Annotated in this window: 13 protein-coding genes; 7 read left to right on the forward strand and 6 right to left on the reverse strand. The window is 71.5% G+C overall.

The window, feature by feature from the left end:
* Positions 1-130 precede the first annotated feature (130 nt).
* The 6 genes from chrA to G537_RS41415 form a co-directional block, all read right to left on the reverse strand.
* Positions 131-1,372 carry a chromate efflux transporter gene (gene chrA / locus G537_RS0133620; protein WP_051249459.1) on the reverse strand — a complete coding sequence of 414 codons (1,242 nt, stop codon included), beginning with the start codon at positions 1,370-1,372 and terminating at the stop codon, positions 131-133.
* 306 nt (positions 1,373-1,678) lie between these two features.
* Positions 1,679-5,782, reverse strand: a complete 4,104-nt coding sequence (locus tag G537_RS42735; RefSeq protein ID WP_064742258.1) for an NAD-dependent epimerase/dehydratase family protein — start codon at positions 5,780-5,782, stop codon at positions 1,679-1,681.
* 385 nt (positions 5,783-6,167) lie between these two features.
* Positions 6,168-7,181 carry a fumarylacetoacetate hydrolase family protein gene (locus G537_RS0133630; protein ID WP_026873772.1) on the reverse strand — a complete coding sequence of 338 codons (1,014 nt, stop codon included), beginning with the start codon at positions 7,179-7,181 and terminating at the stop codon, positions 6,168-6,170.
* Entirely contained in the window at positions 7,178-8,494 is a 1,317-nt protein-coding gene (gene hmgA / locus G537_RS0133635) for a homogentisate 1,2-dioxygenase (protein ID WP_026873773.1), read from the reverse strand. Before hmgA ends, G537_RS0133630 begins: the two co-directional genes overlap by 4 nt.
* Positions 8,495-8,614: 120 nt before the next feature.
* On the reverse strand, positions 8,615-9,961 hold the full coding sequence (locus G537_RS0133640) for a lysine N(6)-hydroxylase/L-ornithine N(5)-oxygenase family protein (protein WP_026873774.1): 1,347 nt from the start codon (positions 9,959-9,961) through the stop codon (positions 8,615-8,617).
* Positions 9,958-10,965, reverse strand: coding sequence for a GNAT family N-acetyltransferase (locus tag G537_RS41415; RefSeq protein WP_245579197.1), 1,008 nt, complete (start codon positions 10,963-10,965; stop codon positions 9,958-9,960). Before G537_RS41415 ends, G537_RS0133640 begins: the two co-directional genes overlap by 4 nt.
* Before the next feature lie 428 nt (positions 10,966-11,393).
* Between G537_RS41415 and G537_RS0133650 the strand changes: the two genes are divergently transcribed.
* From G537_RS0133650 to G537_RS41430, 7 genes are all read left to right on the forward strand, one after another.
* A complete protein-coding gene (locus G537_RS0133650; RefSeq protein WP_026873775.1) occupies positions 11,394-11,615 on the forward strand; it encodes an MbtH family protein in 222 nt (73 codons plus the stop codon).
* 4 nt (positions 11,616-11,619) lie between these two features.
* Entirely contained in the window at positions 11,620-12,393 is a 774-nt protein-coding gene (locus tag G537_RS41420; protein ID WP_064742259.1) for a thioesterase II family protein, read from the forward strand.
* 11 nt (positions 12,394-12,404) lie between these two features.
* Positions 12,405-13,385: a TauD/TfdA family dioxygenase gene (locus G537_RS0133660; RefSeq protein WP_034853906.1), complete on the forward strand. Its 981-nt coding sequence runs from the start codon at positions 12,405-12,407 to the stop codon at positions 13,383-13,385.
* Positions 13,386-13,406: 21 nt separating this feature from the next.
* Positions 13,407-15,089, forward strand: coding sequence for a cyclic peptide export ABC transporter (locus tag G537_RS41425; RefSeq protein ID WP_081689230.1), 1,683 nt, complete (start codon positions 13,407-13,409; stop codon positions 15,087-15,089).
* Positions 15,090-15,097: 8 nt separating this feature from the next.
* Positions 15,098-19,627 carry a condensation domain-containing protein gene (locus G537_RS0133670; RefSeq protein WP_211230608.1) on the forward strand — a complete coding sequence of 1,510 codons (4,530 nt, stop codon included), beginning with the start codon at positions 15,098-15,100 and terminating at the stop codon, positions 19,625-19,627.
* On the forward strand, positions 19,624-22,818 hold the full coding sequence (locus G537_RS0133675; RefSeq protein WP_026873778.1) for a non-ribosomal peptide synthetase: 3,195 nt from the start codon (positions 19,624-19,626) through the stop codon (positions 22,816-22,818). Before G537_RS0133670 ends, G537_RS0133675 begins: the two co-directional genes overlap by 4 nt.
* Positions 22,819-22,823: 5 nt before the next feature.
* A partial coding sequence (locus G537_RS41430; protein ID WP_034853965.1) for a condensation domain-containing protein occupies positions 22,824-24,937 on the forward strand: 2,114 nt, incomplete at its 3' end.

The following is a 24,937-nucleotide window of genomic DNA, read 5'->3' on the forward strand; positions in this document are numbered from 1 at the left end:
CCGAGACCACCGCCACCACCGCCGACCGCCTCTGCCGCTCCCTCGGCCTCGGCCTCTATGTCGACGACCCCAAGCCCGCTCCCGACACCGGGTGACGCGGTCCGAGCACCCGGGCTCGACCGGCGTGGGTCTACCGCCCGATCAGCGGCAGGGCGGCTCCGGCTGCGGCCAGGCCCAGGACCACGGTCCAGGGCGGCGCCTTCCACACCGTGAGGAGCAGGAAGCCGGCCAGCGCCAGGGCGAAATCGCGCGGCGCCAGCACGGCGCTGGTCCAGACCGGGCTGTAGAGGGCGGCGCCGAGGATGCCGACCACGGCCGCATTGGCGCCGCGCATCGCGCTCTGCGCCGTCGGGCGCCGGCGCAGCGCGTCCCAGAAGGGCAGGGTGCCCCAGACCAGCAGAAGCCCCGGCAGGAAGATGGCGGCCAGCGCGATGGCGGCGCCGGCGAGGCCGTTGGGCGCCGGCCCCGTGACGGCGCCGAGCCAGGCGGCGAAGGTGAACAGCGGACCGGGCACCGCCTGCGCCAGGCCGTAGCCGGCGAGGAAGTCCTCATTCGTCACCCAGCCGGGCGGCACCACCTCCGCCTGCAGCAGGGGCAGGACGACATGCCCGCCGCCGAACACCAGCGTGCCCGAGCGGTAGAAGGCGTCGAACAGCGCCAGCCCCTGGCTTCCGGTCGCCGCCGCCAGCACGGGCGCCGCCAGGAAGATCGCCGCGAACAGCAGCAGGGCGATGGCGCCGCCCCGGCGCGACACCGGGAAGCTCAGCCGGCCGACAGGGGCGGGGCCGTTCCCCTGGCACAGCCAAAGGCCGAGCCCGGCGCCGAGCGCGATCGCGCCGATCTGGCCGAAGGAGCCGCCGGCGAAGACCGCGACGGCCACGGCGGCCAGCGCGATGGCGGCCCGCTCGCGGTCCGGCGTTAGGCTCCGCGCCATGCCCCAGACCGCCTGGGCGACGACGGCGACCGCGACCAGCTTCAGCCCGTGCAGCACGCCTTCGGCCACCGGGCCGGCGAGGGCGGCGGCGCCGAGCGCGAAGGCGCAGAGCAGGGCGGCCGAGGGCAGGGTGAAGCCGCACCAGGCGGCGAGCCCGCCGAGCAGACCGCCGCCGCGCAGGACGCCGAGCGCGAAGCCGACCTGGCTCGACGCCGGGCCGGGCAGGAATTGGCACAGCGCGACGAGATCGCCATAGCCGGCCTCGTCGATCCATCTCCGCCGGGCCACCAGCTCGTCGCGGAAATAGCCGAGATGGGCGATCGGCCCGCCGAAGGAGGTGAGGCCGAGCTTGAGGAAGACGCGGAACACCTCGGCGGGCGAGGCGCGATCCGGCTCCGCGGCCGGCAAGGTTCTGTCGGGGGCGGTCATCGCTGCCATCGCTCGCTGCTCCGGGCGGGCCTCACCGATAGGCGAGTCCCGCCCGGGCCGTCAATCGCGGAGGGCGACCTTATAGGCGCTGAGACAAGTGGATGGGCCGGGATCGCCCCCTCACCCGAAATCGCTGCCGCGATTTCGACCTCTCCCCGAGGAGAGGTGTATGAGGTGCCGCTCTGGAATCCCTCTCCTTGGGGAGAGGGAGGGGCCCGACGCCGCAGGCGGCGGGAGGGGGAGGGGGCGGACCGCGCCGTTGAGCGGGCTCGTTCCCATGTTGGCGCCTATGGGGAGCCGCCCCGCACCTCCCGCCTATTCCGCGGCGGTGCCGCTATAGCCCGCGGCCGGCTCGGGCCGCCGCCTGGCCTTGGCCTTGCGGGCCTCGGCCAGGGCGATCTCCAGCTGCCGGCGCGCCCCCGCATGCGAAGGCTCGAGCTCGACCGCCCGGCGCTGCGCCAGCGCCGCCTCGTCCCAGCGCTTCTGGCCGGCCAGGAGGTTGCCGAGATGGCGGTGCAGCGCGGCGTCCTCGGGCGCCAGCTTGATCGCCTTGCGCGCCGTCGAGACCGCCTTCTCCGCCTGGCCGAGTGCGGCGAAGGCGGCGCTGAGCTGCCGTTGCGCGCCGGCATGGCCGGGCTCGAGGTCGATCGCTCGGCGCAGCTCGACCACCGCATCCTTCCAGCGCTTCCGGGTGGCGAGCAGGTTGGCGAGGTGGCGGTAGAGGCCGGGCTCGTCGGGGGACTGTTCGATCGCCCGGCGCGCTGCCGCCTCCGCCTCCTCCGGGCGGTCGAGCGCGGCCAGGGCGTTGCTGAGCTGGCGTTTGGCGCCGGCATGGGACGGCTCCAGCGCGATCGCGGTCTCCAGCGTCGCGACGGCATCGGCCCAGCGCTTGTCGGAGATCTGGAGCGCGGCCAGGGCACGATGCAGATGCGGCCCCTCCGGATCATGCGCCAGGGCCCGCTGGCAGGCGGCGATCGCCTCCGGCCCCCGGTTCAGCTGCGACAGGGCGGTGCTGTGCAGGTGATGCAGCCGGGAATGGTCCTCGCCCCGGGCGATCGCCTCGGCGATCAGGCGTTCCGCCGCCTCGGGCTTGCCGGCCGAGATCAGGAAGCCGGCGCGCGCGGTCGTGGCGTTGGCGCTGCCGGTGAAGTGCCGGCCGATCTCGTCGATCGTCGCCGCCGCCTCCTCGGCATGGCCGCAGCGCTGCAGGATGCCCGCGACCCAGGAATAGAGCCCGACCATGTCGCGCTCGCGGTCGAAGGCGGTACGGATCGTGTTGGGCGGATGGCCCAGCAGCTCCCGCGCCACCGCCGCCGCCTTGGCCTGCTCGGCCTTGGCCCTCTCGGGCTTGCGCAGGTCGGTCAGGATCTCGGCCAGCAGCAGATGCAGGTCGGGGTCGAGACGGCTGTTGCGGATGGCTTCGCGCACGGCGTTCAAGGCACCGTCGAAGCGGCCCCGGGCGCGCAGGATCCGCCCGAGCTGCTCCCACATCGACGACCGGGTCGAAGCCCGCAGCAGCAGCTTGCGCTTCAGCTTCTGCACCAGCTCGGGCGGAATCGGATCGCGGTCGTGATCCCGCTCCTCCTCGAACAGGCGCATCGCCGTCCGCTCGGCCATTTCCGCCTCGGCAAGCTTGCGGTCGGCCAGCAGGCAGCGCGCCAGGCTGTGATGGAAGTCGGACCGCCGCGGGTCCAGCGCCAGCGCCCGCTGCCAGAACGGGATCGCCTCCGGCGCCCGGCCGACCGTCATCAGCATGGTGCCGGCCAGCGCCTGGGCCTCGGCCAGATCGGCCGGGGCGCGGGCGATCCACTCCGCGGCCAGGGTTCGCCCCTCGCCGTAGCGGCCATGGCCCCAGAACAGCTTGAACAGCAGCTCGGCCGCGTCGATCGACACCGGGTCCAGCTCCAGCGCCCGGCGCAGGCTGGTGACGGCCTCCTCGATCGCGCCGGTGTGCTGCGCCGACCGCCCCATCTGGACGTGGTACAGCGGATCGGCCTCGCGCAGCCGCTGCGCCTCCCGCTCCAGACCGGCGGCCTCGTCCTCGCCGCCCTGCGCGCGCAGCAGCCCGGCCAGGTGCAGCAGCGTCGCCGGATGACCGGGCAGCAGCCCGGCGGCGCGGCGGGCCTCGTCGACCGCCTCGGCGGTCCGGCCGCTGCGGGCCAGGGTCCGGCTGCGCACCCGGTGCTGATAGGCCGTGACCTCGGCCGGCCGGGCAGGGGCCTCGGCCGGCTGCTCGTCCTCGCCGTCGGGGAAGATCCGGGCCAGTGCCCGGCGCAGCTCCTCGTCGACCTCCAGCCCCTGGCCGTCGCCGTGGAACAGCTCGGTCCGCTTGGCGTCGGTCAGGTTCGAATCGACGTCCCAGCTGGTGTTGATCGGCTTGAAGTGGCGCAGGCTCACCTTGAAGCTGGCCTCGTCCGGGACCATGCCGATGACGTTGTGGATCGCCCACTGCACGTCCTCCGGCGACTTGGCCGGCACCACCGCCCATTTCTCGGTGCAGGCGTCCAGGCGGCCCGTCTTCTTGTGATAGAAGTGCTTGTGCCGGCGCTGCCGGGGCAGGGTCTCGGTCGTGTAGGTGTGGATCCACCAGCCGTCGAAGCGGATGAAGCCGGTGTCCGACTGCTCGACGATCTCGAACACGCTCTGCCCGTCGCGGGTGACCGCCAGCTCGTCGATATCGGCGTTGACGACGCTCTTGGCCTTCCGGAAGTAGCGCAGCCGCGCATGCTCGAAGGCCGCGGCCTGGCCGTAGAAGGAATCCCAGACGCTGTAGGACAGCGGCCGGCGGCCGTCGAACACGCCCCATTTGTACGGCCAGGGGATGGTCAGCACCTCGATCGACGGGTCGATCGAACGCAGCGCGTCGTCCAGCTCACGGACGTCGTAGGCCGTGGAGTTGTTGTCGTAGAGGACGACCCCGTTGCAGCCATGGCCGCGGGCGTAGTAGCGGACCCAGTCCTGGATCCAGGCGATGTCGTTGTCCTGGCTCATCGCATAGATGCAGCGCCGGCCGGCGAAGATCTCGCTCAGATTGGGCTGCGGCGCCAGGAAGGCGCGGCCGAGGCTGGTGTCGGCGATCAGCCCGGTGGTGCCGGGCGGGACCGGGACGGTGACGACGTCGGTCCAGCGCTTGTGCCGCACCTCGAAGGGGCAGGGCTGCATCGAGGGCAGGGCGGTGAACGTGAAGTCCAGCTCCGTCTCCAGGTTCAGGAGCGGCGGCCCGACCAGCCGGATCGACTCGCCCGACGCGTCCCAGAACACGTCGCAGAACACGGTGGTGAAGTCGAAATCGTCCTCGTAGCTCGCATGCCGCAGCGTGGGCGGCCGCGGCGGCATGCGGATCGGATCGTGGCTGAAGTCCAGGATCCAGGGGGACAGCGCCGACAGGCGCCGCGGCGAGCGCCCGCCGCTGCGGAGGACCGGCTGGTCTCGGCCCTCCGCATCCCCCGTCGCCGGCGCTGCGGCCGGCTGCGGCGTCTCCTCCACGGCGATCTCGACCGGGCGGGCCTGCTCTCCCGCCGCATCGGCGGCATAGGCCTGGATCAGGCGGCGCAAGCCGTCCTCGACCGAGATCTCGGCCCGCCAGCCCAGCAGCGCTTCCGCCCGCGCCGGATCGCCGCGGAAATGCGCCACGTCGAAGTTGCGCGGCGGGGCGATGCGGATCTCGACCGGGGCCAGCGCGGCCGCCCGGGCCATCTCGGCCAGCTCGCCCAGCGACACGGCGCGGCCGCCGACATAGTGGATCGGCGGCAGCGCGCGATGGCCTTCCTCCAGGCACTCCACCAGCAGGGACAGGCCGCGGCCGACATCCTCGACATGGGTGAAGTCGAAGGTGTTCTCCGCGCCTTCGATCGAGATCGTGCCGCCGGTCGCGGCCGCCCGGGCGAAGGCCGGCACCACCCGGTCGCGATGATCGGCGGTCGACCCGAACACGTTGGAGAAGCGGACGATCGCGGTGGCGAGGCCGGCCTCGCGGGCGCGGTCCACCGCCGCCTCGGCGGCCGCCTTGGACCGGCCGTAGATGTTGACCGGCCGCAGCGGCGCGTCCTCCGGCACCGGCAGCGTCGCCGAATCGCCATAGACCTCGCGGCTGCTGGCATAGATCACCCAGGGGCGGCGGTCTGCCGGCTGCTCCATGGCGACACGCAGCACGGCCTCGGTGCCGTGCACATTGACGTCCCAGCACAGTTCCGGATTGCGCTCGCCGGCGATGACGCGCGACACGGCGGCCAGGGACAGGACGCCGTCGCATCCGGCCATGGCCTGCCGCAGCTGGTCGAGATCCCGGATGTCGCCGTGTCCGGGCGTCCCCTCCTCATGGGCGATGTCGAAGGGAACGGGCTCGTGCCCGGCTTCGGCGAAGCGACGCATCATCTCGGTGCCGATCAGTCCGCGCGAACCGGTGACGAGGATTCTCATGGGGAGTCTCTCAAGCAGCCGCTACTCGATGTGACGCTGGCGCATCCGAAGATGAGGCTTGATGATGAAATCTTGGAGTCGATCTCTGGAGTGAGCGAAACCTTGATTCCATCTGGATTTTGGCCAGGCGTTTTGAGGTTTCGTATTCAAACTTTGAGGGCCCGAGGTGTCAATCAAGTTTTTGTAAGGTTTTATGGGATCTCTTTCTCAGATCAGGGAATCCGGCGATTCGGTCATTGTCTTCGGTTGTCTTTCGAGGAAGACTTGCAACCCGAGGTAGGCAAAGATTTCACGATCGCCGACGCTGCCGAATCCATCCGAAAACGACTGCGCCCGACTCGATGGCGAGCCGGGCGCGGGACGGAGATCTGTGGGGTGTGGGGGCCTATGCGGCCTCTTCGACCCTCTGCTCGATGGCGCCGAAGATGGAATGGCCCTGGGCGTCCTTCATCTCGATCCGCACCGTGTCGCCGAAGCGGAGGAAGGACGTCCTGGGCGCGCCGGACAGGATGGTCTCGACCATGCGCAGCTCGGCCAGGCAGGAATAGCCGACGCCGCCCTGCGCGATCGGCCTGCCCGGCCCGCCGTCGGCATCGCGGTTCGACACGGTGCCGGAGCCGATGATGGTCCCGGCGCCGAGCGGCCGGGTCTTCGCTGCATGGGCGATCAGAGTCGGGAAGTCGAATGTCATGTCGACCCCGGCGTCCGCCCGGCCGAAGGGGGCGCCGTTCAGCTCGACCAGCAGCGGTCGGTGCAGCTTGCCCCCGTCCCAGGCCTCGCCCAGCTCGTCCGGCGTCACCGCCACCGGCGAGAAGGCGGAGGACGGCTTGGACTGGAAGAAGCCGAAGCCCTTGGCCAGCTCCGCCGGGATCAGGTTGCGCAGGGACACGTCGTTGACCAGCATGACGAGCTTGACGGCTTGGGCCGCCGTGTCGCGGTCCGCCCCCATCGGCACGTCGCCGGTGACCACCGCGATCTCGCCCTCCAGGTCGATGCCCCAGGCCTCGCTCGCCATCCGGATCGGGTCGCGGGGGGCGAGGAAGGTGTCGGAGCCGCCCTGGTACATCAGCGGGTCGGTCCAGAAGCTCTCCGGCATCTCGGCGCCGCGCGCCTTCCGCACCAGTTCGACATGGTTCACATAGGCCGAGCCGTCGGCCCATTGATAGGCGCGGGGCAGGGGAGACAGCGCGTCGTGCTCGCGGAACCGCTCGCTCGGCACGGCGCCGAGCTCGAGGTCGTGCGCCAGCGCCTCCAGCCGCGGCCGCAGATGGTCCCAATCGTCGAGCGCGTGCTGCAGCGTCGGGGCGATGTCCCCGGCCGCGGTGCAGCGGGTCAGGTCGCGTGAGACCACGACGAGGCGCCCGTCGCGCGACCCGTCCCTCAGGCTGGCGAGCTTCATCGGCCGGTTCCTTCCCGATTTGTCTTGTCGAAGTTCTTCTCCAGCCCGCTCCAGCAGGCCGGGTAGTCATCCTGCAACGTCGGCAGCTCCGCCGCATAGCGGGTCAGCTGCTGCGGGAAGCGGGTCTCGAACATGAAGGCCAGGGTGCCGGTCAGCTTCACCGGCTTCAGCTCGGCGGTGGAGGCCTTGGCGAAGGCGTCGGTGTCGGGGCCGTGCGGCAGCATGCAGTTGTGCAGGCTCATGCCGCCCGGCACGAAGCCCTCCTCCTTGGCGTCGTAGCGGCCGTAGATCAGCCCCATGAACTCCGACATGATGTTCATGTGGTACCAGGGCGGCCGGAAGGAATGCTCGGCCACCAGCCAGCGCTCCGGGAAGATCACGAAGTCAACATTGGCCGTGCCCTCCTCGCCGGACGGCGCGGTCAGCACGGTGAAGATCGACGGGTCCGGGTGGTCGAAGCTGATCGCGCCGACCGGCGAATAGGTGCGCAGGTCGTACTTGTACGGCGCGTAGTTGCCGTGCCAGGCGACGACGTCGAGCGGCGAGTGGTCGATCGTGGTCTCGTGGAAGCCGCCGCACCATTTGACGACGACGCGGTGCGGCCCATCCTTCTCCTCGAAGGCCGCGACCGGGGTCTTGAAGTCGCGCGGATTGGCCAGGCAGTTGGCGCCGATCGGGCCGCGGTTCGGCAGGGTGAACTTGGCCCCGTAATTCTCGCAGACATAGCCGCGCGACGGGCCGTCCACCAGCTCGACCCGGAATTTCATGCCGCGCGGGACCACCGCGATCTCGGCCGGCCCGATCTCCATGATCCCGAGCTCGGTGACCAGGCGCAGCGAGCCCTGCTGCGGCACGATGAGCAGCTCGCCGTCGGCATTGTAGAACACCTCGTCGACCATCGATTCGGTGACGAGATAGACATGCGCGGCCATGCCGGCCTGGGTGAACACGTCGCCGGCCGTGGTCATGGTGCGCAGGCCGGTCAGGAAGGTCAGCCTCTCCTCCGGGATCGGCGTCGGGTCCCAGCGCAGCTGCCCGAGCGGCAGCCCGTGGCGGACGACATGCGGCGCCGTCTTCCAGAACGGCAGCTCGATCTCGCGGAACCGGCCGACATGCTTCACCGACGGCCGCAGCCGGTACAGCCACGACCGCTCATTGGCGCCGCGCGGCGCGGTGAAGGGCGAGCCCGAGAGCTGCTCGGCATAGAGCCCGTAGGCGCAGCGCTGCGGCGAGTTCTGACCCTGGGGCAGGGCGCCCTCCAGGGTCTCGGTCTCGAAGTCGTTGCCGAATCCCGGCATGTAGCGGAGCGTCATCGCATCCTCCCGACCGGCCCGGCGGACCGGGCATCGTCATTCGTCATGCCGGGATGATCGTTTCATTTGAAACGAACTTCAATGCGAATCTGCGCCGCAGGCGACGGCGATGCCGGCGCGCTAATCGTCGTTGACGGCGATGCGCCGCAGCGGACCAGGGTCGTGCAGGTCGGGTGAGACGCCACGCCGGCGTCTGGCCGCGAGCAGGGATTCCGCGATCTCCAGCGACCGCACCGCCAGCACCGAGAGCAGCGTGTCGCTGAGCCCGTGCGAGGTCTCGGACTGGCCCTGCAGATGGATCTGCGGCCGGAATTCGGGCCGGGTGCGCAGACGGTAGTCGCGGTCGACCGTGAAATCCTCGATCCAGGGCGCGAACGCCGAGAGCAGCCGGCGCCCGCCGTCGCGCTCGTAGCCGGTGGCCAGCACCACGGCGTCGTAGCCGTGCCGCCCGGTGATGCCGGCGATGCCGTCGTGCACCGTCAGCCCGACCGCCTCATCGCCGGCTTCGGCCTGGGTGACCTCGCAGCGCCCGCACAGCGCCAGCCGCGCCGGGCCCTGCACCTTCTGCTGGTACAGGATGGCATAGATCCTCTCGATCAGGTCGGCATCGACCACCGCGTAGTTGGTGTTGCGGAACTCGCGGATGATCGCGTCGCGTTGCGCCTCGCCCTGGCCGAAGACATAGTCGGTGAAGCCGGGGTTGAAGATCTCGTTGACGAAGGGGGTGTCGTCGGCGGGCTTCAGCGCGTGGCCGCGGAAGATCAGGTCGATGCCGAGCTGCGGGAAGCGGCCGTGCAGGTCGAGCGTGATCTCCGCCGCGCTTTGACCGCCGCCGATCACCGCCACCCGGCCGGACGGGCGGCGCGCCAGGCCCAGCCCGTGGATGCGGTCGAGATAGCCCGAGGAATGGAAGACACGCGGGTCGTGGCCGAGCCCGGCGAAGACCGCCGGGATGCGCGGGCTGCCGCCGGTGGCGACGACCAGGTTGTGCGCCCGGCGCACGGTCTCGCCGCCCGATGCCGTGCGCGACCGCACCCGCAGGCCGGTGACGGTGCCCTGCGCCGTCTCCGGCTCGATCGCCACCACCTCCTCGCCATAGCTGCAGCGGTCGGCGAAGCGCGCCGCGACCCAGCCGAGATAGTCGTTGAACTCGATCCGGCTGGGGAAGAAGGTCTTGCGGTTGATGAAGGCCTCCAGCCGGCCCTTCTGGTGCAGGTAGTTGACGAAGGTCAGCGGGCTGGTCGGGTCGCGCAGCGACACCAGGTCCTTGAGGAAGGAGATCTGCATGTCGCTGTCCGGCAGCAGCATGCCGCCGTGCCAAGTGAAGCCCGGCTGCTTCTCGACGAAATGGTGGCTCAGCCCCGCGCCGCGCTGCCGCTGCGCCTCATCCAGCGCGATGGCGAGGGCGAGGTTGGAGGGGCCGAAGCCGACGCCGATGACATCATAGACCGCGTCCTGGCCCATCATCGCGCCACCGGCTGGGCGGCGGGGGCGGCCGGCAGCCACAGCCGGTCGAAGAAGAAGCGCTCGCGCAGCAGCATCACCAGCGCCGCCCGCTTGTGCGGGAAGTCGAAGGTCTTGATCCGGACGAAGCCGGAGGTCTCGAGGTTGCGGATCTGCTGGTGGTGCGCCGCCGCCGGCTCGCCGACGATGCGCTGGGTGCGGCAGTCGTCGAGCAGCATGTAATGCGTCAGCGAGGGCAGCCAGGCGCTGATGAAGCGGCGGCCGCGATAGGCGTCCTCGCCGACCACGACATGCCAGCCGCGGTCGTAGTCCTGGACGTCGTAGAAGGGCGCGAGACGGTTCTCGCGGGCCCAGTAGATCTCGAAATAGGCGAAGGGCACGCCGTCGAAGGTCGCGATCAGCGGCACCATGTGCGGGTCGGCGATCAGCCCGGACAGATAGCGGCGATGCTTCTCCAGGTCGCCGTCCTCGTTCCAGAAGGCGGCCACCCGCGGGTCGTTCATCCATTTGTGGAGATGGCCGAGATCGTCCTCCACCGTGGCGGCGCGGAAGGCGATGGTCTGCTCCAGCCAGGGGATGTAGCGGGCATAGACGGTGCCGCGCGGCTTCGGCGGCCGCTGCGGATGACGCTTGCCGTCGGTCATCACATGGCGCTGCGGGAAGGCCGGCAGGTCGGACCGGCCGAGCCAGAGATCGGCCTGCTGCATGAACAGCTCCGGCAGCACGGTCAGCGGAGCTGCGGCGGTCTCGACGGCGATGCCGCGGCGGTACAGCGTGTCGGCCAGATCTCCGGCGCAGTCGCCGAGGTCGAGCGCGAGGCGCTCCAGCTCGGGATGCCAGGCGAAAGCGGCCTCGATGGCGGCGCACAGGCCGCGGAGCGCGGCATCGCCCGATCCGGCCGGGCGGGTCAGGAGCAGCCGCCCTTCGGCCGCGGCCAGCCGGAAGCTCAGCGGGGCGGCTCCGGCCTGCCGCACCGTCAGCGAATCGCCCTGGCGAGATGTCGTCACCGGAGTCCGTGTCGCTGGATAGGAGAGAAAGGTCGTGCCGGGCTGCGGAACGGGTATGGCGTCCATCGTCGTCTTCTCCTTCCGCGGCCGCAGGACTCCGGCGATTCCGCCGATCCACGGCCGCCGGCAGGTGGCGGATTCGTCTCGTCTGGCCGGGTCGCCCCGCCCCGGACGAGAGGTGGAAAAGGGCGAAAACAGGCTTGACTTGCAGTGCAACTGCAAATCATTATCATTCATAGCCAGAAGGAAACGGGAAGTCCAGGCGCGTCGTTGGCTTCCAGTTGATCTCCTTCAAGCCATCGGAAAGCGCTGAAGACCAAAATCAAGATGTCCGGCCGGAGACATTCCGCCGGGCGTCGTGTGGTCGCATCTGCGCGATCCATAAAATTTTCTTCAAGTCTGCGTGCGATATCGGCGAGAGGTGCCTGATGGCCTTCGATCGGGACGACACTGTCTTTCACGTCGTGGTCAACCACGAGGAGCAATATTCGATCTGGCCCGACTACAAGGAGATCCCGCAGGGCTGGACGACGGTCGGCAAGACCGGGCCGAAGGCCGAGTGCCTGGCCTATATCGCCGAGGTCTGGACCGATATGCGGCCGCTGTCGCTGCGTCGGCATATGGACGGCCAGGCCGACGCTGCGCAGTGATCCCATGACTGCGGTCGCCGCTCGGCTGTTCTGCCTGCCCTATTCGGGCGCCAGCGCCATGGTCTATGCCCGCTGGCGCCGCGCGTTGCCGGCGTGGCTGGCTGTCCATCCGGTCGAGCTGCCCGGACGCGGCGCCCGTGCAAGCGAGCCCCTGTCGACGGATCTTCGTCGCCTCGCCGCATCGCTCGCGGGGGAGGTCGGAGGGCTGATCGACGGCCCCTATGCCCTGTTCGGCCACAGCCTGGGCGCCCTCCTGGCGTTCGAGCTGGCGCACGCCCTGCTGGACAATGGGACGCTGCCGCCGCTGGTGCTGTTCGCCTCCGGCACGGAGGCGCCGGCGGTCCGCGACGACCGTGAGCTGGCCCGGCCGCGCACGGATGCCGAGCTGGTCGCGGATCTTCGGGACTACCAGGGCACGCCCGAGGAGGCGCTGGCCGACCCCGAGCTGATGGCCGCCGTGCTGCCCGTGCTGCGGGCCGACTTCCTGATGGCCGGCACCTATGTCTACCGGCCGCGTCCGGCGCTGCCTTGCCCGGTGCATGTCCTGGCCGGCACCCGCGACGATGTCGGCCGTCCGGCGCTCCAGGCCTGGGGCTGGGAGACGCGCGGCGACTTCGCCATCGACCTGTTCGATGGCGACCACTTCTTCATCCACTCCCGTCAGGCGGAGGTGCTGGGCGTCCTCGACGCCGCCCTGTCGCGACGGATGAACGGCGGCCCGGCCGTCCTGGTCCGGACCGGCGGATCGCCAGAATCCGCCGGCCGGACGCTTCAGTGAGTGCGAGCACCATGGATGCTGTGAACACCGGCACGCTGACGATCCGCCCGCTGCGCGACAGCGGGACCCTGCCACTGCTGGTCGAGCCCGCCGGCGGCACGCCGTCGCTGATCAAGGCGCTGGCGGAGATCCGGCCGGTCGTCGACCGCCATCTGGCCGTCGAGGGCGGGCTGCTGTTCCGCGGCTTCGCGCTGGACGGCGCCGACGCTTTCCGCGCCTTCGCCGCCGGTTTCGGCCACCCGCTCCTGACCTACGAGTTCGGCTCGACCCCGCGCAGCAAGGTGACGCAGGGCGTCTACACCTCGACCGAATATCCGCCGCATCAGCACATCCCGCTGCACAACGAGCAGGCTTACACCCGGGACTGGCCGATGAAGATCTGGTTCTACTGCCAGCAGGCGGCGCCGGAAGGGGGCGAGACGCCGATCGCCGACAGCCGCGCCGTCTACCGCGCCATGCCGCCCGCCCTGCGCGACCGCTTCGTCGAGAAAGGGCTGATGTATGTCCGCAACTACGGCAACGGCCTCGACGTCTCCTGGCAGCAGGTGTTCGGCACGGAGTCGCGCGAGGAGGTCGAGGCCTATTGCCGCGGCCACGGCATCGATTGCGAGTGGAAGCCGGATGGCGAGCTGCGCACCCGGCAGGTCTGCCAGGGCGCGATCGCCCATCCGGTGACCGGAGAGATGGTCTGGTTCAACCAGGCCCATCTGTTCCACGTCTCGAACCTGGAGCCGGAGGTGCGGTCGACGCTGCTGGAGCTGGTCGACGAGCCGGACCTGCCGCGCAACGTCTATTACGGCGACGGCTCGCCGATCGAGGACGAGGCGCTGGCCACCGTCCGCGAGGTGCTGGAGGCGCACAAGATCAGCTTTCCCTGGCAGGCGGGCGACGTGCTGATGCTCGACAACATGCTCACCGCCCATGCACGGGCGCCGTTCAAGGGGCCGCGCAAGGTCATCGTCGCCATGGCGGAAGCTCACGGTCTGCACTGACGCTTTCACCTGGAGAAAGCCGTGTCGCTTCTCGGAATGCTGATCCGCGGGTCGCGCACCCTGTTCGCGGCCGCCATCCTCGCCAGCCTGGCCTGCGGGGTCGGCGGCGCGCTGCTGGTGCTGCTGATCAACCGCACCCTGCACGCGCCGGCCGAGGCGCTGCCGCAATGGCTGCTGCCCTTCGTCGCCGCGGCGGTGCTGGTGATGGTGGCTCAGGTCGCGTCCCGCGCCCTGTTCGCACGGCTCGGCCAGCGCGCGCTGGGGGCGCTGCGGCAGCACATCGCCGAAGCGGTGGTGGCGGCGCCTTACCGGCGGCTGGAGGTCGTCGGCCGGGCGCGGGTCCAGTCGCTGCTGACCGACGACGCCTCCGCCATCGCCACCTTCTGCATGGGTCTGCCGATCCTGGTGACCAACGGCATCGTCATCCTCGGCGTCCTGGCCTATCTCGCCACCCTGTCCTGGAGCTTCCTGCTGCTCGCCGGGGCGGTGATGGTGCTCGGCTCGATCGGCCATCAGCTCAGCTACCGCCGCGTGCTCCGGCACTTCCGCCAGGCGGGGCGCGGCCAGGACCGGCTGTTCGGCCAGTTCGAGGCGCTGAACGGCGGCGCCAAGGAGCTGAAGCTGAACGACGGCAAGGCGCGCCGCTTCCTCGACGTGGTGCTGGCCGAAGCGATCGATGCGGTCGCCAGGAGCCGGATCCGAGGCCTGTCGCTGCTGGCCTTCGCCGACGGCTGGGGCCGGCTGCTGTTCATGGCGACGATCGGGACGGCGCTGTTCGCACGGATCTGGATCGCGCCCGGGGATGCCGGCGTCGTCACCGGCTATGTGATCGCCTTTCTCTACATCATGGGCCCGCTGGAGGGGCTGCTGGCCAACATCCCGCACATCGGCATGGCCCGGGTGGCGTTGGGCCGCATCGGCGGCACGCTGGCGGAGCTGGAGCCGGGGAAGGGAGGCCGGGAGCCGGCAGCTGTCCCGGCCGGGCGCGAGGTCACCCTGGCGCTGGAGGGCGTGACCCATGGCTATTACGACGAGCGCGAGGACGAGGTCTTCACCCTCGGGCCCATCGACCTGACCCTGCGGCCGGGCGAGATCACCTTCCTCGTCGGCGGCAACGGCAGCGGCAAGACCACGCTGGCGAAGCTGGTCACAGGCCTCTATGCGCCCGAATCCGGCACCATCCGCGTCGACGGCCAGGCGCTGGCCTCGCCGGGCGGCGAGGCGCACCGGCAGCTCTTCTCGGCCGTGTTCTCCGACTTCCACCTGTTCGAGACGCTGCTGGAGACGGCGGACGGATCGCTCGACGCCCGCGCCAACGACTGGCTGCGCCAGCTCCATCTCGACCACAAGGTCGCGGTCCGCGACGGCGCCTTCTCGACCCGCGATCTGTCGCAGGGGCAGCGCAAGCGCCTGGCGCTGGTGGCCGCCTGCCTCGAGGACCGGCCGGTCATGGTGTTCGACGAATGGGCGGCCGACCAGGACCCGCAGTTCAAGGACGTTTTCTACCGCGAGGTCCTGGCCGAGCTGAAGGCGCGGCGGAAGACGCTGCTGGTCATCACCCATGACGACCGCTGGTTCCCGCTCGCCGATCAGCTGATCAAGCTCGACCGCGGCCAGGTGGTGGAGCGCAGCGGCCCCGCCGCCGCGGAGTCTCCGGTGCGCGCCGCCCGCGGCCGCGATCTCTCCCTTTCGTCGGTGTCATGAGGTTCGCCGTGAGCGACGCTGCCTTCGATCTCCGCCCGCGCCGCGACACCGCCCCGCTGGCCCTGGATTATGCCGACGCCGCGACGCTGGTCGAGCTGCTGCGGCGCCGCGCCGCCGTCGATGACGGCGGGCCGGCGCTGCGGTTCCTGACCGATGGCGAGACCGTCGGCGCGACCCTCGACTATCGCGCCCTGGACCTGCGGGCGCGGGCGATTGCGGCGCATCTGCAGGCCGTGGCGGTGCCGGGCGACCGGGCGCTGATCCTGCTCGACAGCGGGCCGGACTATGTCGCCGCCTTCTTCGGCAGCCTCTATGCCGGGGTGATCGCCGTGCCGGCCTATCCGTCGGAGGGCATGAGCCGGCATCATGTCGAGCGGCTGAAGGGCATGATGGCCGATGCCGACGCCCGCCACCTCCTGACCGACCGGCGGCACCGCGCCTCGGTCGAGGCGCTCTGCGCCGGACAGGACGGTGTCGACGTGATCGCGGTCGACACCATTTCCCCGGCCCTGGCCGAGGCTTGGCGGCCGCATCCGGCGGCGGGCGGTGACATCGCCTTCCTGCAATACACCTCGGGCTCCACCGCCGATCCCAAGGGCATCGAGGTCACCCATGCCAACCTGATCGACAACCAGCGGATGATGGTGCATGGCGGCGGCATCACCGCCGACGACGTGCTGGTCTCCTGGCTGCCGCTCTATCATGACATGGGGCTGATCGCCGGGCTGATCCTGCCCTTCTTCGCCGGCGTTCCGCTGGTGCTGATGGCGCCGCAGCACTTCCTGGCCCGGCCGGCGCGGTGGCTGGAGGCGATCCACCGTTTCGGCGGCACCTTCAGCGGGGGGCCCGATTTTGCCTTCCGCCTGTGTTGCGAGCGGGTTAGCGACAAGACCCTCGCCGGGCTGGACCTGCGGTCCTGGCAGTACGCCTTCTGCGGGTCGGAGCCGGTACGGGCCGACACGATGGCCGACTTCGCCGTCCGTTTCGCCCCGGCCGGCTTCCGCCGCGAGGTGCTGGCGCCCAGCTACGGCCTGGCCGAGGCCACGCTGACCATGTCCTGCAGCCCGCGGCCGCACGCCTATGTCACGCTGCGCGTCGACCCGGAGGCGCTGGCGGCGCACCGGGTGGTGCCGAGCGCGGAGGGCGTCGAGCTGGTCAGCAGCGGCCGGCCGATCCGGCCGGACCAGCTGCGCATCGTCGACCCCGGGACGCTGGAGCCGCTGGGCGAGGATGCGGTCGGCGAGGTCTGGGTGGCCGGCGGCAGCGTCACCCGCGGCTACTGGCGCAATCCGAAGGCGACGCGCGAGGCCTTCCTCGACCGCGAAGACGGCACCTGGCTGCGCAGCGGCGATCTCGCCTTCCTGCACGACGGCGAGCTGTTCATCACCGGCCGGCGCAAGGACGTCATCATCATCCGCGGCCAGAACCGCTATCCCCAGGACATCGAGAAGGCGGTGGAAGCCGGCGTTTCCGAGGTTCGCAAGGGCCGGGTCTCGGCCTTCGCGGTCGAACATGACGGCCGCGAGAGCATCGGCGTCGCGGTCGAGATCGGCCGCGGCGTGCAGCGCAAGATGGCGCCCGAGGCGCTGGTCGAGGCGATCGACCGCGTCGTCGCCGAGACCCAGCAGGAGCCGGTCGCCCTCGTCGCGCTGCTCGATCCCGGCACGCTGCCCAAGACCACCAGCGGCAAGCTGCAGCGTTCCGCCTGCCGCCAGCGCCTGGCCACGGGCGAGTTGCAGGCCTACCACCTCTACCGCCGTCCGTCGGCCGGCGCAGCACCGCAGGACCGCGAGCCGCCACGGGACGGGGCGGAGCGGCGCCTGGCCGCGATCTGGGCCGAGCTGCTGGATTGCGGCCCGATCGGCCGCGGCGACCAGTTCCTGGCCCTCGGGGGCCACTCGCTGCTGGCGCTGCAGGCGATCGACCGGATCCGATCAGAGTTCGGCGTCGAGCTGCCGCTGCGCGAGGTCTTCGCGCCGCACAGCCTGGCCGAGCTGGCCGCCCGGCTGGACGCGGCGCCACGCCAAGGGCCGGAGGCCGGACTGCCGCCGGTCACAGCCGAGCCGCGGCAGGCCGAGATGCCGCTGTCCCTGGCGCAGCAGCGCCTGTGGCTGGCCGAACGGCTGGCGGGGGAGGCGGCGCGCAGCGCCTACAACCTCACCGGCCAGCTGCGCCTGACCGGCCCGCTGTCGCGGCCGGCTCTCGAACGGGCGCTGGCCGGCCTGCTGGCACGGCACGAGATCCTGCGCACCGGCTATCCGGAAGGCACCGACGGCGTGCCGGTGGCGCGGGTCGAGGCCAGCATTGCCCTGCCGTTGCCGGAGATTGATCTGACCACGCTCGACCCGGTCCGGCGCGAGGCGCGGCTGGCCGAGATCGAGACGGAGGAGGCGCGGTGGCCCTTCGATCTGGCGGCGGCACCGCTGCTGCGCGCCACCCTGCTGCGGCTGGGGCCGGCGGAGCACAGCCTGCTGCTGAGCCTGCACCACATCGTCGCCGACGGCTGGTCGATCGGCGTGCTGATCGACGACCTGGGCGCGCTGTACCGGGCCGCGCTGGACCACGGCCCGGCCGATCTGGCGCCGCTGCCGGTGCAGTATCTCGACTATGCGCTGTGGCAGCGCCGGCTGCTGCAGGGCGAGACGCTGGAAACCCAGAAGGCGTTCTGGCGCGACCGGCTGGCCGGCGTCCCGCACCGCCTGGATCTGCCGGCGGATTTCCCGCGCCCGTCCGCCGCTTCCCAGGCCGGCGACAGCCTCCGCTTCACCCTGCCGGGGCCCCTGGTTGCGCGGCTCGAGGCGCTGGGCCATGCCCGCGGCGGCACGCTGTTCATGGTGCTGCTGGCGGCCTTCGAGACCCTGCTGCACCGCCTGACCGGCGCCACCGACTTCGTCGTCGGCACCGACGTCGCCGGCCGGCCGCGGCGCGAGCTCGACCGGCTGGCCGGCTTCTTCGTCAACGTCCTGCCGCTGCGCGCCCGGCCCGCCCGAACGATGCCGTTCTCGGAGCTGCTGGACCGGGTGCGCGAGGACTCGCTGCAGGCCTTCGAGCATCCGCTGCTGCCCTTCGACCAGATCGTCGAGGCCGTCGGCGCGCCGCGCGACCGCGCCCGCAACCCGCTGGTGCAGGTGCTGTTCGTGCTGCAGAGCGCGCCGCGCGGGCGCTTCGGCGTCGACGGCCTGACGGCGGAGCTGCGGCCCGCCCAGGCCCATGGCTCGAAATTCGACATGGCGCTGTTCCTCGACCCGCTCGGCCCCCGCGCCGCGCAGGGGCTGGAGGGCGAATGGGTCTTCGCCACGGACCTGTTCGCCCGCCCGCGGATCGAGCGGTTGGTCGCCGCCTGGACCGCGCTCCTGGAGCAGATCGCCGAAACCCCGGACCGCTCGCTGAGCGGCTTCACCCTTCCCGCATTGGAGGAGTCCGCGATGTCGTCTCCCGCGTCGCCGTCCGCAGCCACCGGCGCTGCCCGCATGGGCGCCAAGCTGGACAAGCTGAAGAAGTTCGCATCCCCCTCCGCCCGGCCGGCGGCGGCCGCGGCGCCGGCGCGCGAGCTGGTGCGGACCTCGTCCCTGACCCCGGGCGCGATCTTCCCGCTGGTGGTCGAGCCGGCCAGCGCCGATCTCGACGCCGTGGCCTGGGCCGCTGCCCATCGCGACCAGGTCGAGGCCTGGCTGCGGCACCATGCCGGCCTGCTGTTCCGTGGCTTCGGCCTGACCACGCCGCAGGAGTTCGAGGCCTTCGCCGAGGCGCTGCAGCCCGGCCTCTACGGTTCTTACGGCGACCTGCCGAAGAAGGAAGGTGGCCGCAACACCTACCGCTCCACCCCGTATCCGGAGCGGAAGATGATCCTCTACCACAATGAGAGCTCGCACCTGCCGCGCTGGCCGCGCAAGCAGTGGTTCTTCTGCGAGCAGCCGTCGCCGGTCGGCGGCGCCACCCCGATCGTCGACTGCCGCGAGCTGTATCGCCGCCTGCCGGCCGAGCTGGCGGAGCGCTTCGACCGTCTCGGCCTGACCTATGTCCGCACCTTCACCGAGAATCTCGACGTCGACTGGCGCGACTTCTTCAAGACCGACAGCCGCGACGAGGTCGAGGCCCGTTGCCGCGCGGCCGGGGTCGACTTCGCCTGGCTCGGCGAGAACGAGCTGCAGACCCGCACCCGCTGCCCGGCGGTGATCATCCATCCGCTGACTGGCGAGCGCTCCTTCTTCAACCAAGTCCAGCTGCACCACACGCGCTGCCTCGACGCCGATGTGCGCGAGGACCTGCTGGCCATGGTCGGGCCGGAGCGGATGCCGCGGCAGGTGTTCTACGGCGACGGCTCGCCGATCGAGGACGAGGTCATGGATCTGATCGGCGAGCTGTACGAGGCTTGCGCCGTGCGCTTCGACTGGCGCCGCGGCGACGTGGTGATGCTCGACAACATGCTCGCCGCCCATGCCCGCGACCCCTATGAGGGTCCGCGCCGCATCGTCGTGGCGATGGGCGACATGGTCGACCGCAGCAGCCTCGACGCAGGGCAGGGGGGCGCGCGATGACCGATCTCGCCCTCTCGGCCGCCGGCGCGGAGACTTGGCCGCTCGGCCCCGAGCAGCGTGTCGCCGCGGAGCTCCCGGGCGAAGCCGCGACCCTCGTCGTCGACATCGCCGGCGACCTGGACGAGGCGCGGCTGCGGTCCGCGCTGCTGCGGGTCGCCGGCCGGCACGAGATCCTGCGCACGGCCTTCGTCGCCGTCCCCGGCTTTCGCGGCCTGCGCGCCCGGCCGCTCGACGCGCCGGCGGAGCCTGCCTGGTCCGGGCTCGACCTGCGCGGCCGGGCTGATGCGGCCGATGCGATGACCCAGGACCTGATGGCGCAGAAGGTCGCCGGCTTTGATCTCGGTGCCGGACGGACTCTGCGGGCCGCGCTGTATCGCCTGAGCGACACGGAGTGGCGCCTGGCGATCCTCGCCTCGCCGTTGGTGGCCGATCGGGGCGCGCTCGACCTGATCCGTCACGCGCTGCGTGACGAATACGCCGGTGTCGCAGTCCCGGCCAATGAGGACGGCGTCGCCTATGCGCAATACGTCGAGTGGCGGGCCGAGATGGCGGCCGATGAGGACGCTGCGGAGGGCCGCCGCTACTGGCAGGACCATCTCGGCCCCTCGGCGCCGCCGGCCCTGCAACTGCCCTATCGCCGCCGCGAGGCGGGCATGGGCGCGCGGGCCAGCCGTCAGGCCGTGATCGACGCCGCCGTGTCGCGGCGGCTGGAGGAGCTCGCCGACGCGCGCGGCATCGGGCTCGACGCCCTGCTGCAGGCGGCCTGGTGGGCGCTGCTGGCCCGCATCTCCGGCCGTGCCGAGCTGGTGGCCGGCTGGCAGCACGATTGCCGCCGCGACTACGACGCCTTCGCCGAGACCGTCGGCCCGTTCGACAAGGTGCTGCCGCTGCGGCTGGCGGCCGACCCGGCCGAACCCTTCGCGGCCTTCCTGGACCACCTCGCCCCGGTGCTGGACAGCCATCGCGGCTGGCAGGAGCACTGGCCAGTCGAGGCGCCGGGGCGCAGCGACCATCTCGTTGCCGGCTTCCGGATTGCGAGCCATTCGGCCGACGACGGTGCTTGGCGCTTGGTCTCGGCGGACGGGCCGCAGCCCTTCGAGCTGGCGCTGCAGGCCGAGCTCGGCGAGGACGGCAGCCTCCGCGCCGTCGCCCTGCACTGGGACGGCGGCCGCTACGACGACGCGGCGATGGAGACGCTGCTGGAGCAGGTCGTGACCCTGCTGTCCGAGTTGCCGGACCAGCTCGACACGCCCCTCGGCACCCTGTCGCCGGTGGGCGCGGCGGAGCGGGCTCGGCTGCTGGTCTTCGACGCCACGGCGCAGGTCCCAGCGCCCGGCCCGTCGCTGCCGGCGCTGATCGCCCGCTGGGGCCGCGAGACGCCGACGGCACCGGCCCTGGCCGGCAATGGCGTGACCCTCGACTATGCCGGGCTGAACGCGCGGGTCGACGGGCTGGCCGCCTGGCTGGTCGCCCATGGCGTCGGCCGCGAGGCCGTGGTGGCGCTCGACATGGCGCGCTCGGTCGACATGGTGGTGGCGCTGCTCGCCGTCTGGCGCGCTGGTGGCGCCTATCTGCCGCTCGACCCGCAATGGCCGCAGGCGCGCCGGCGCCTGCTGCTCGACCAGGCCCAGCCGGTGCTGGTGCTGACCGACACGGCCGACCCGGTCGTCTCCGACACGATCCCGGTCCACCCGCTGGCCGCGGCCATGGCGGAGCCCGCCTCGGCGGCGCTGCCCGACCTCGCCGAGGACGACCGCACCGCCTATGTCCTGTTCACCTCCGGCTCGACCGGTACGCCGAAGGGCGTGGTGATCGAGCATGGCCAGCTCCGCACCTATGTCGAAGCAGTGAGTGAGGCGCTCGGCCTCGCCGGCTGCCGGCGCTTCGCCCTGACCTCCACCGTCGCCGCCGATCTCGGCAACACCGTGCTGTTCGGCGCGCTGCGGCACGGTGCGTGTCTGGCGGTGGCGGACGAGGCCGAGATGGCCGACGGCGCCGCCTTCGCCGCCTTCCTGCTGCGGCACGGGATCGACTGCGCCAAGCTGGTTCCGTCGCATCTGGCGGCGCTGCTCGACGCGCCGGAGCCGACGCTGCCGGCCACGCTCATCCTGGGAGGTGAGGCGACGCCGAGGGCGCTGGTTGACCGGATCCTTGCGGTTTCGCCGCAATGCCGGGTGTTCAACCATTACGGCCCGACCGAGACCACAGTCGGTGTGCTGGTGCATGCCCATGACCCGGCGGCTCCCGTTTGGGCCGGCGATGCGCTGCCGCTGAGCCGTCCGCTCGCCGGCAGCGAGGTGCAGGTGCTCGACGCTGCAGGCCGGCTGACCCCCACCGGCGCGGTGGGCGAACTGCATATCGGCGGAGCGCAGCTCTGCCGCGGCTATCTGCACGGCGACCCGGCTGGTGCCTTCGTCGCCCATCCGTTCCGAGAGGGCCGGCGGCTCTACCGCAGCGGCGATCTGGCGCGCCACCTGCCGGACGGCCGCCTGCAGATCGTCGGCCGGGCGGACCATCAGGTGAAGATCCGCGGCTTCCGGGTCGAGCCGGGCGAGGTCGAGGCCGCGCTGCAGGCCCTCGACGGCGTCCAGCAGGCGGCGGTTTCAGTGCATCGGCCGGAGGGCGGGGAAGCGCGGCTGGTCGGCTTCGTCACCCTGGCGCCGGGTGAGGGCGACGCCGCCGCCCGTGCCGCGGCGCTGCGCCCGGCCCTGGCCGCGCGCCTGCCCGGCCCGATGGTGCCGGTGCAGATCGTGGCGCTCGACCGGATGCCGCGCCTGGCCAACGGCAAGATCGACCGCCGCCGCCTGCCCGATCCGGCGATCCTGGCCGAGACCAGCGCGAAGGTCGCGCCGCGCGACGCGGTCGAGACCCTGCTGCGGCAGGTGGCGGCGGAGCTGCTGGAGCGGCCAGTGGCGGCGATCGGCGTCACCGACGACTTCTTCGACATCGGCGGCAACTCGCTGCAGGTGATCAAGCTGGTCGCCCGCATCCGCAAGGTGTTCCAGGTCGAGGTGCCGCCCGGCATCGTCTTCGACCACCCGAGCATCGCCACCCTGGCCGAGGCGCTGCGCGGCCACGCCGCGCCGGGGCGGATCGACCAGATCGCTGCGCTGCGCCTCAGCCTCGACGGGATGAGCGAGGCGGAGAGGGCGGCGCTCCTGGAAAAGGCGCGGCAGGCCAAGGCGCCCTGAGGACCATGAACGACATCGACACCGACGCGCTGCTCGCGCTGCTGCTGGACGACAACGCCGCGGATCCTGACGCGATCCGGCCGCGCGGCGGCGAGGCCTCGGCCCCGCTGTCCTTCCAGCAGCAGCGCCTGTGGTTCCTGCAGCACTACGATCCGGAAAGCGCGGCCTACAACTCGGTCCGCGCCCTGCGGCTGCGGGGTCGGCTGGACGTGCCGGCGCTGGAGGCCGCGTTCCGCTGCCTGGTCGAACGCCACGCCGTGCTGCGCACCCGCTTCGAGGGCGGAGAGGGCGAGCCGCGGCAGGTGGTGCTGCCGGAGGTCGATGTCGCGATCGAGCATGCCGTGCTGCCGGCGGCCGGGATGCCCGGCGCCGAAGAAGCGCTGTCCTCCTGGCTGCAGGCGCGGGCGCGCCGGCCCTTCGACCTCGCCCGGCCGCCGCTGCTGCGCGTCGCCCTGGCCCGGCGCGGCGAGACACCGGGCGGCGAATGGGTTCTGCTGCTGGTGATGCACCACATCGTCGTCGACGCCTGGTCGACCGCGGTGCTGGTGCGCGACCTCGCCCGGGCCTATGGCGAGGCGCTGCGCGATCCGGATCGCCGCGGGCGGCCGCTGCCCGTCCCGGCGCTGGACTATGCCGACTACGCCGCCTGGCAGCGCCGGCGCTTCGCCGGCGACCGCCGCGATCGGGCCGTGGCTCGGTGGAAGGATTATCTCGGCGACGATGTGCCGGTGCTGGAGCTGCCGACCGACCGGCCGCGCGACACCGAGGGCAACCGCCATGGCGGCCGCGTCGATTTCGCGCTGCCGGACGACCTGGTCCGGGCGGTCCAGGCCCTGTGCCGGGAGGAGGGCTGCACCCCCTTCGTGATGCTGCTCGCCGCCTGGCAGATCCTGCTCGGCCGCCTTTCCGGTCAGTCGGATTTCGCGGTCGGCGTGCCCAACGCCGCGCGCGGCCGGACCGAGATCCAGGATCTGCTCGGCTTCTTCGTCAACACCCAGGTCTACCGCGTCCGGCTCGATCCTCGTCTCACCGTCCGCGCCCTGCTGCGGCGCCTGCGGGGCGAGGCGATGGCCGCGCTCGACCAGGCTGACGTGCCGTTCGAGCTGCTGCTGGACGGGCTCGGTGTCGCCCGAGACGCACGGCACACGCCGCTGTTCCAGTCGCTGTTCAACTTCCGCACGACGCGCGATGCGGCCCTTCCGGCGCTGGACGAGGCGACTGCCGAGCTGATCGAGGTCGATACCGGCACCACCCAATTCGATTTGTCGCTGGACGTCGCCGCCGACGGCAACGGCATCGACTGCAGGATGGAGTTCGATTCCGGGCTGTTCGACCGGGCGACGATGGAGCGATGGCGCGACAGCTTCGTCGCGGTGCTGCGCCGGATGATGTCGGCCCCGGATCGGGTGCTGGGAACCATCGGCCTGCTGACGGCCGCCGATGAAGACCGTCTGGCGCGGTGGAATGCGACGGACGTGGCCTATGAGCCGGTGCCGAGCGTGCTGTCTCTGATCGGGCGTCAGGCGCGGGCGACGCCTCAGGCCGAGGCGCTGGTGTTCGGCGCCGAGCGGCTGAGCTATGCCGAGCTGGACCGGCGGACGAACCGGCTGGCGCAGGCGCTGGCGGCCCGCGGCGTCGGGCCGGACGTGCTGGTCGGGGTGGCGGCGGAGCGGTCGGTCGAGATGGTGCTGGCGCTGCTCGGCATCGCGAAGGCGGGCGGGGCCTACCTGCCCTTGGATCCGGATCATCCGCGCGAGCGGCTGGCCGGCACCATCGCCGAGACCGGCCTCAGGCTGGTGCTGGCCCAGGCGCATCTCATCGACCGGCTGCCTGAGATCGACGGCGTCGAGGCGGTGGCGCTGGAGGGCTGGGACCTGTCCGGCTATGCGGACGAGGCGCCGGATGTCGACTGGCATCCGGAAAGCCTGGCCTACTGCATCACCACCTCAGGGTCGACCGGCAAGCCGAAGGCGGTGGGCAACAGCCATCGGGGTCTGCTCAACCGGCTGCAATGGATGCAGGCGGAGTACCGGATCGGTCCGGGGGACCGGGTGCTGCAGAAGACGCCCTACGGCTTCGACGTGTCGGTGTGGGAGTTCTTCTGGCCGCTGATGACCGG

The sequence above is a fragment of the Inquilinus limosus DSM 16000 genome (assembly GCF_000423185.1).
In the GTDB taxonomy this organism is placed as follows: domain Bacteria; phylum Pseudomonadota; class Alphaproteobacteria; order DSM-16000; family Inquilinaceae; genus Inquilinus; species Inquilinus limosus.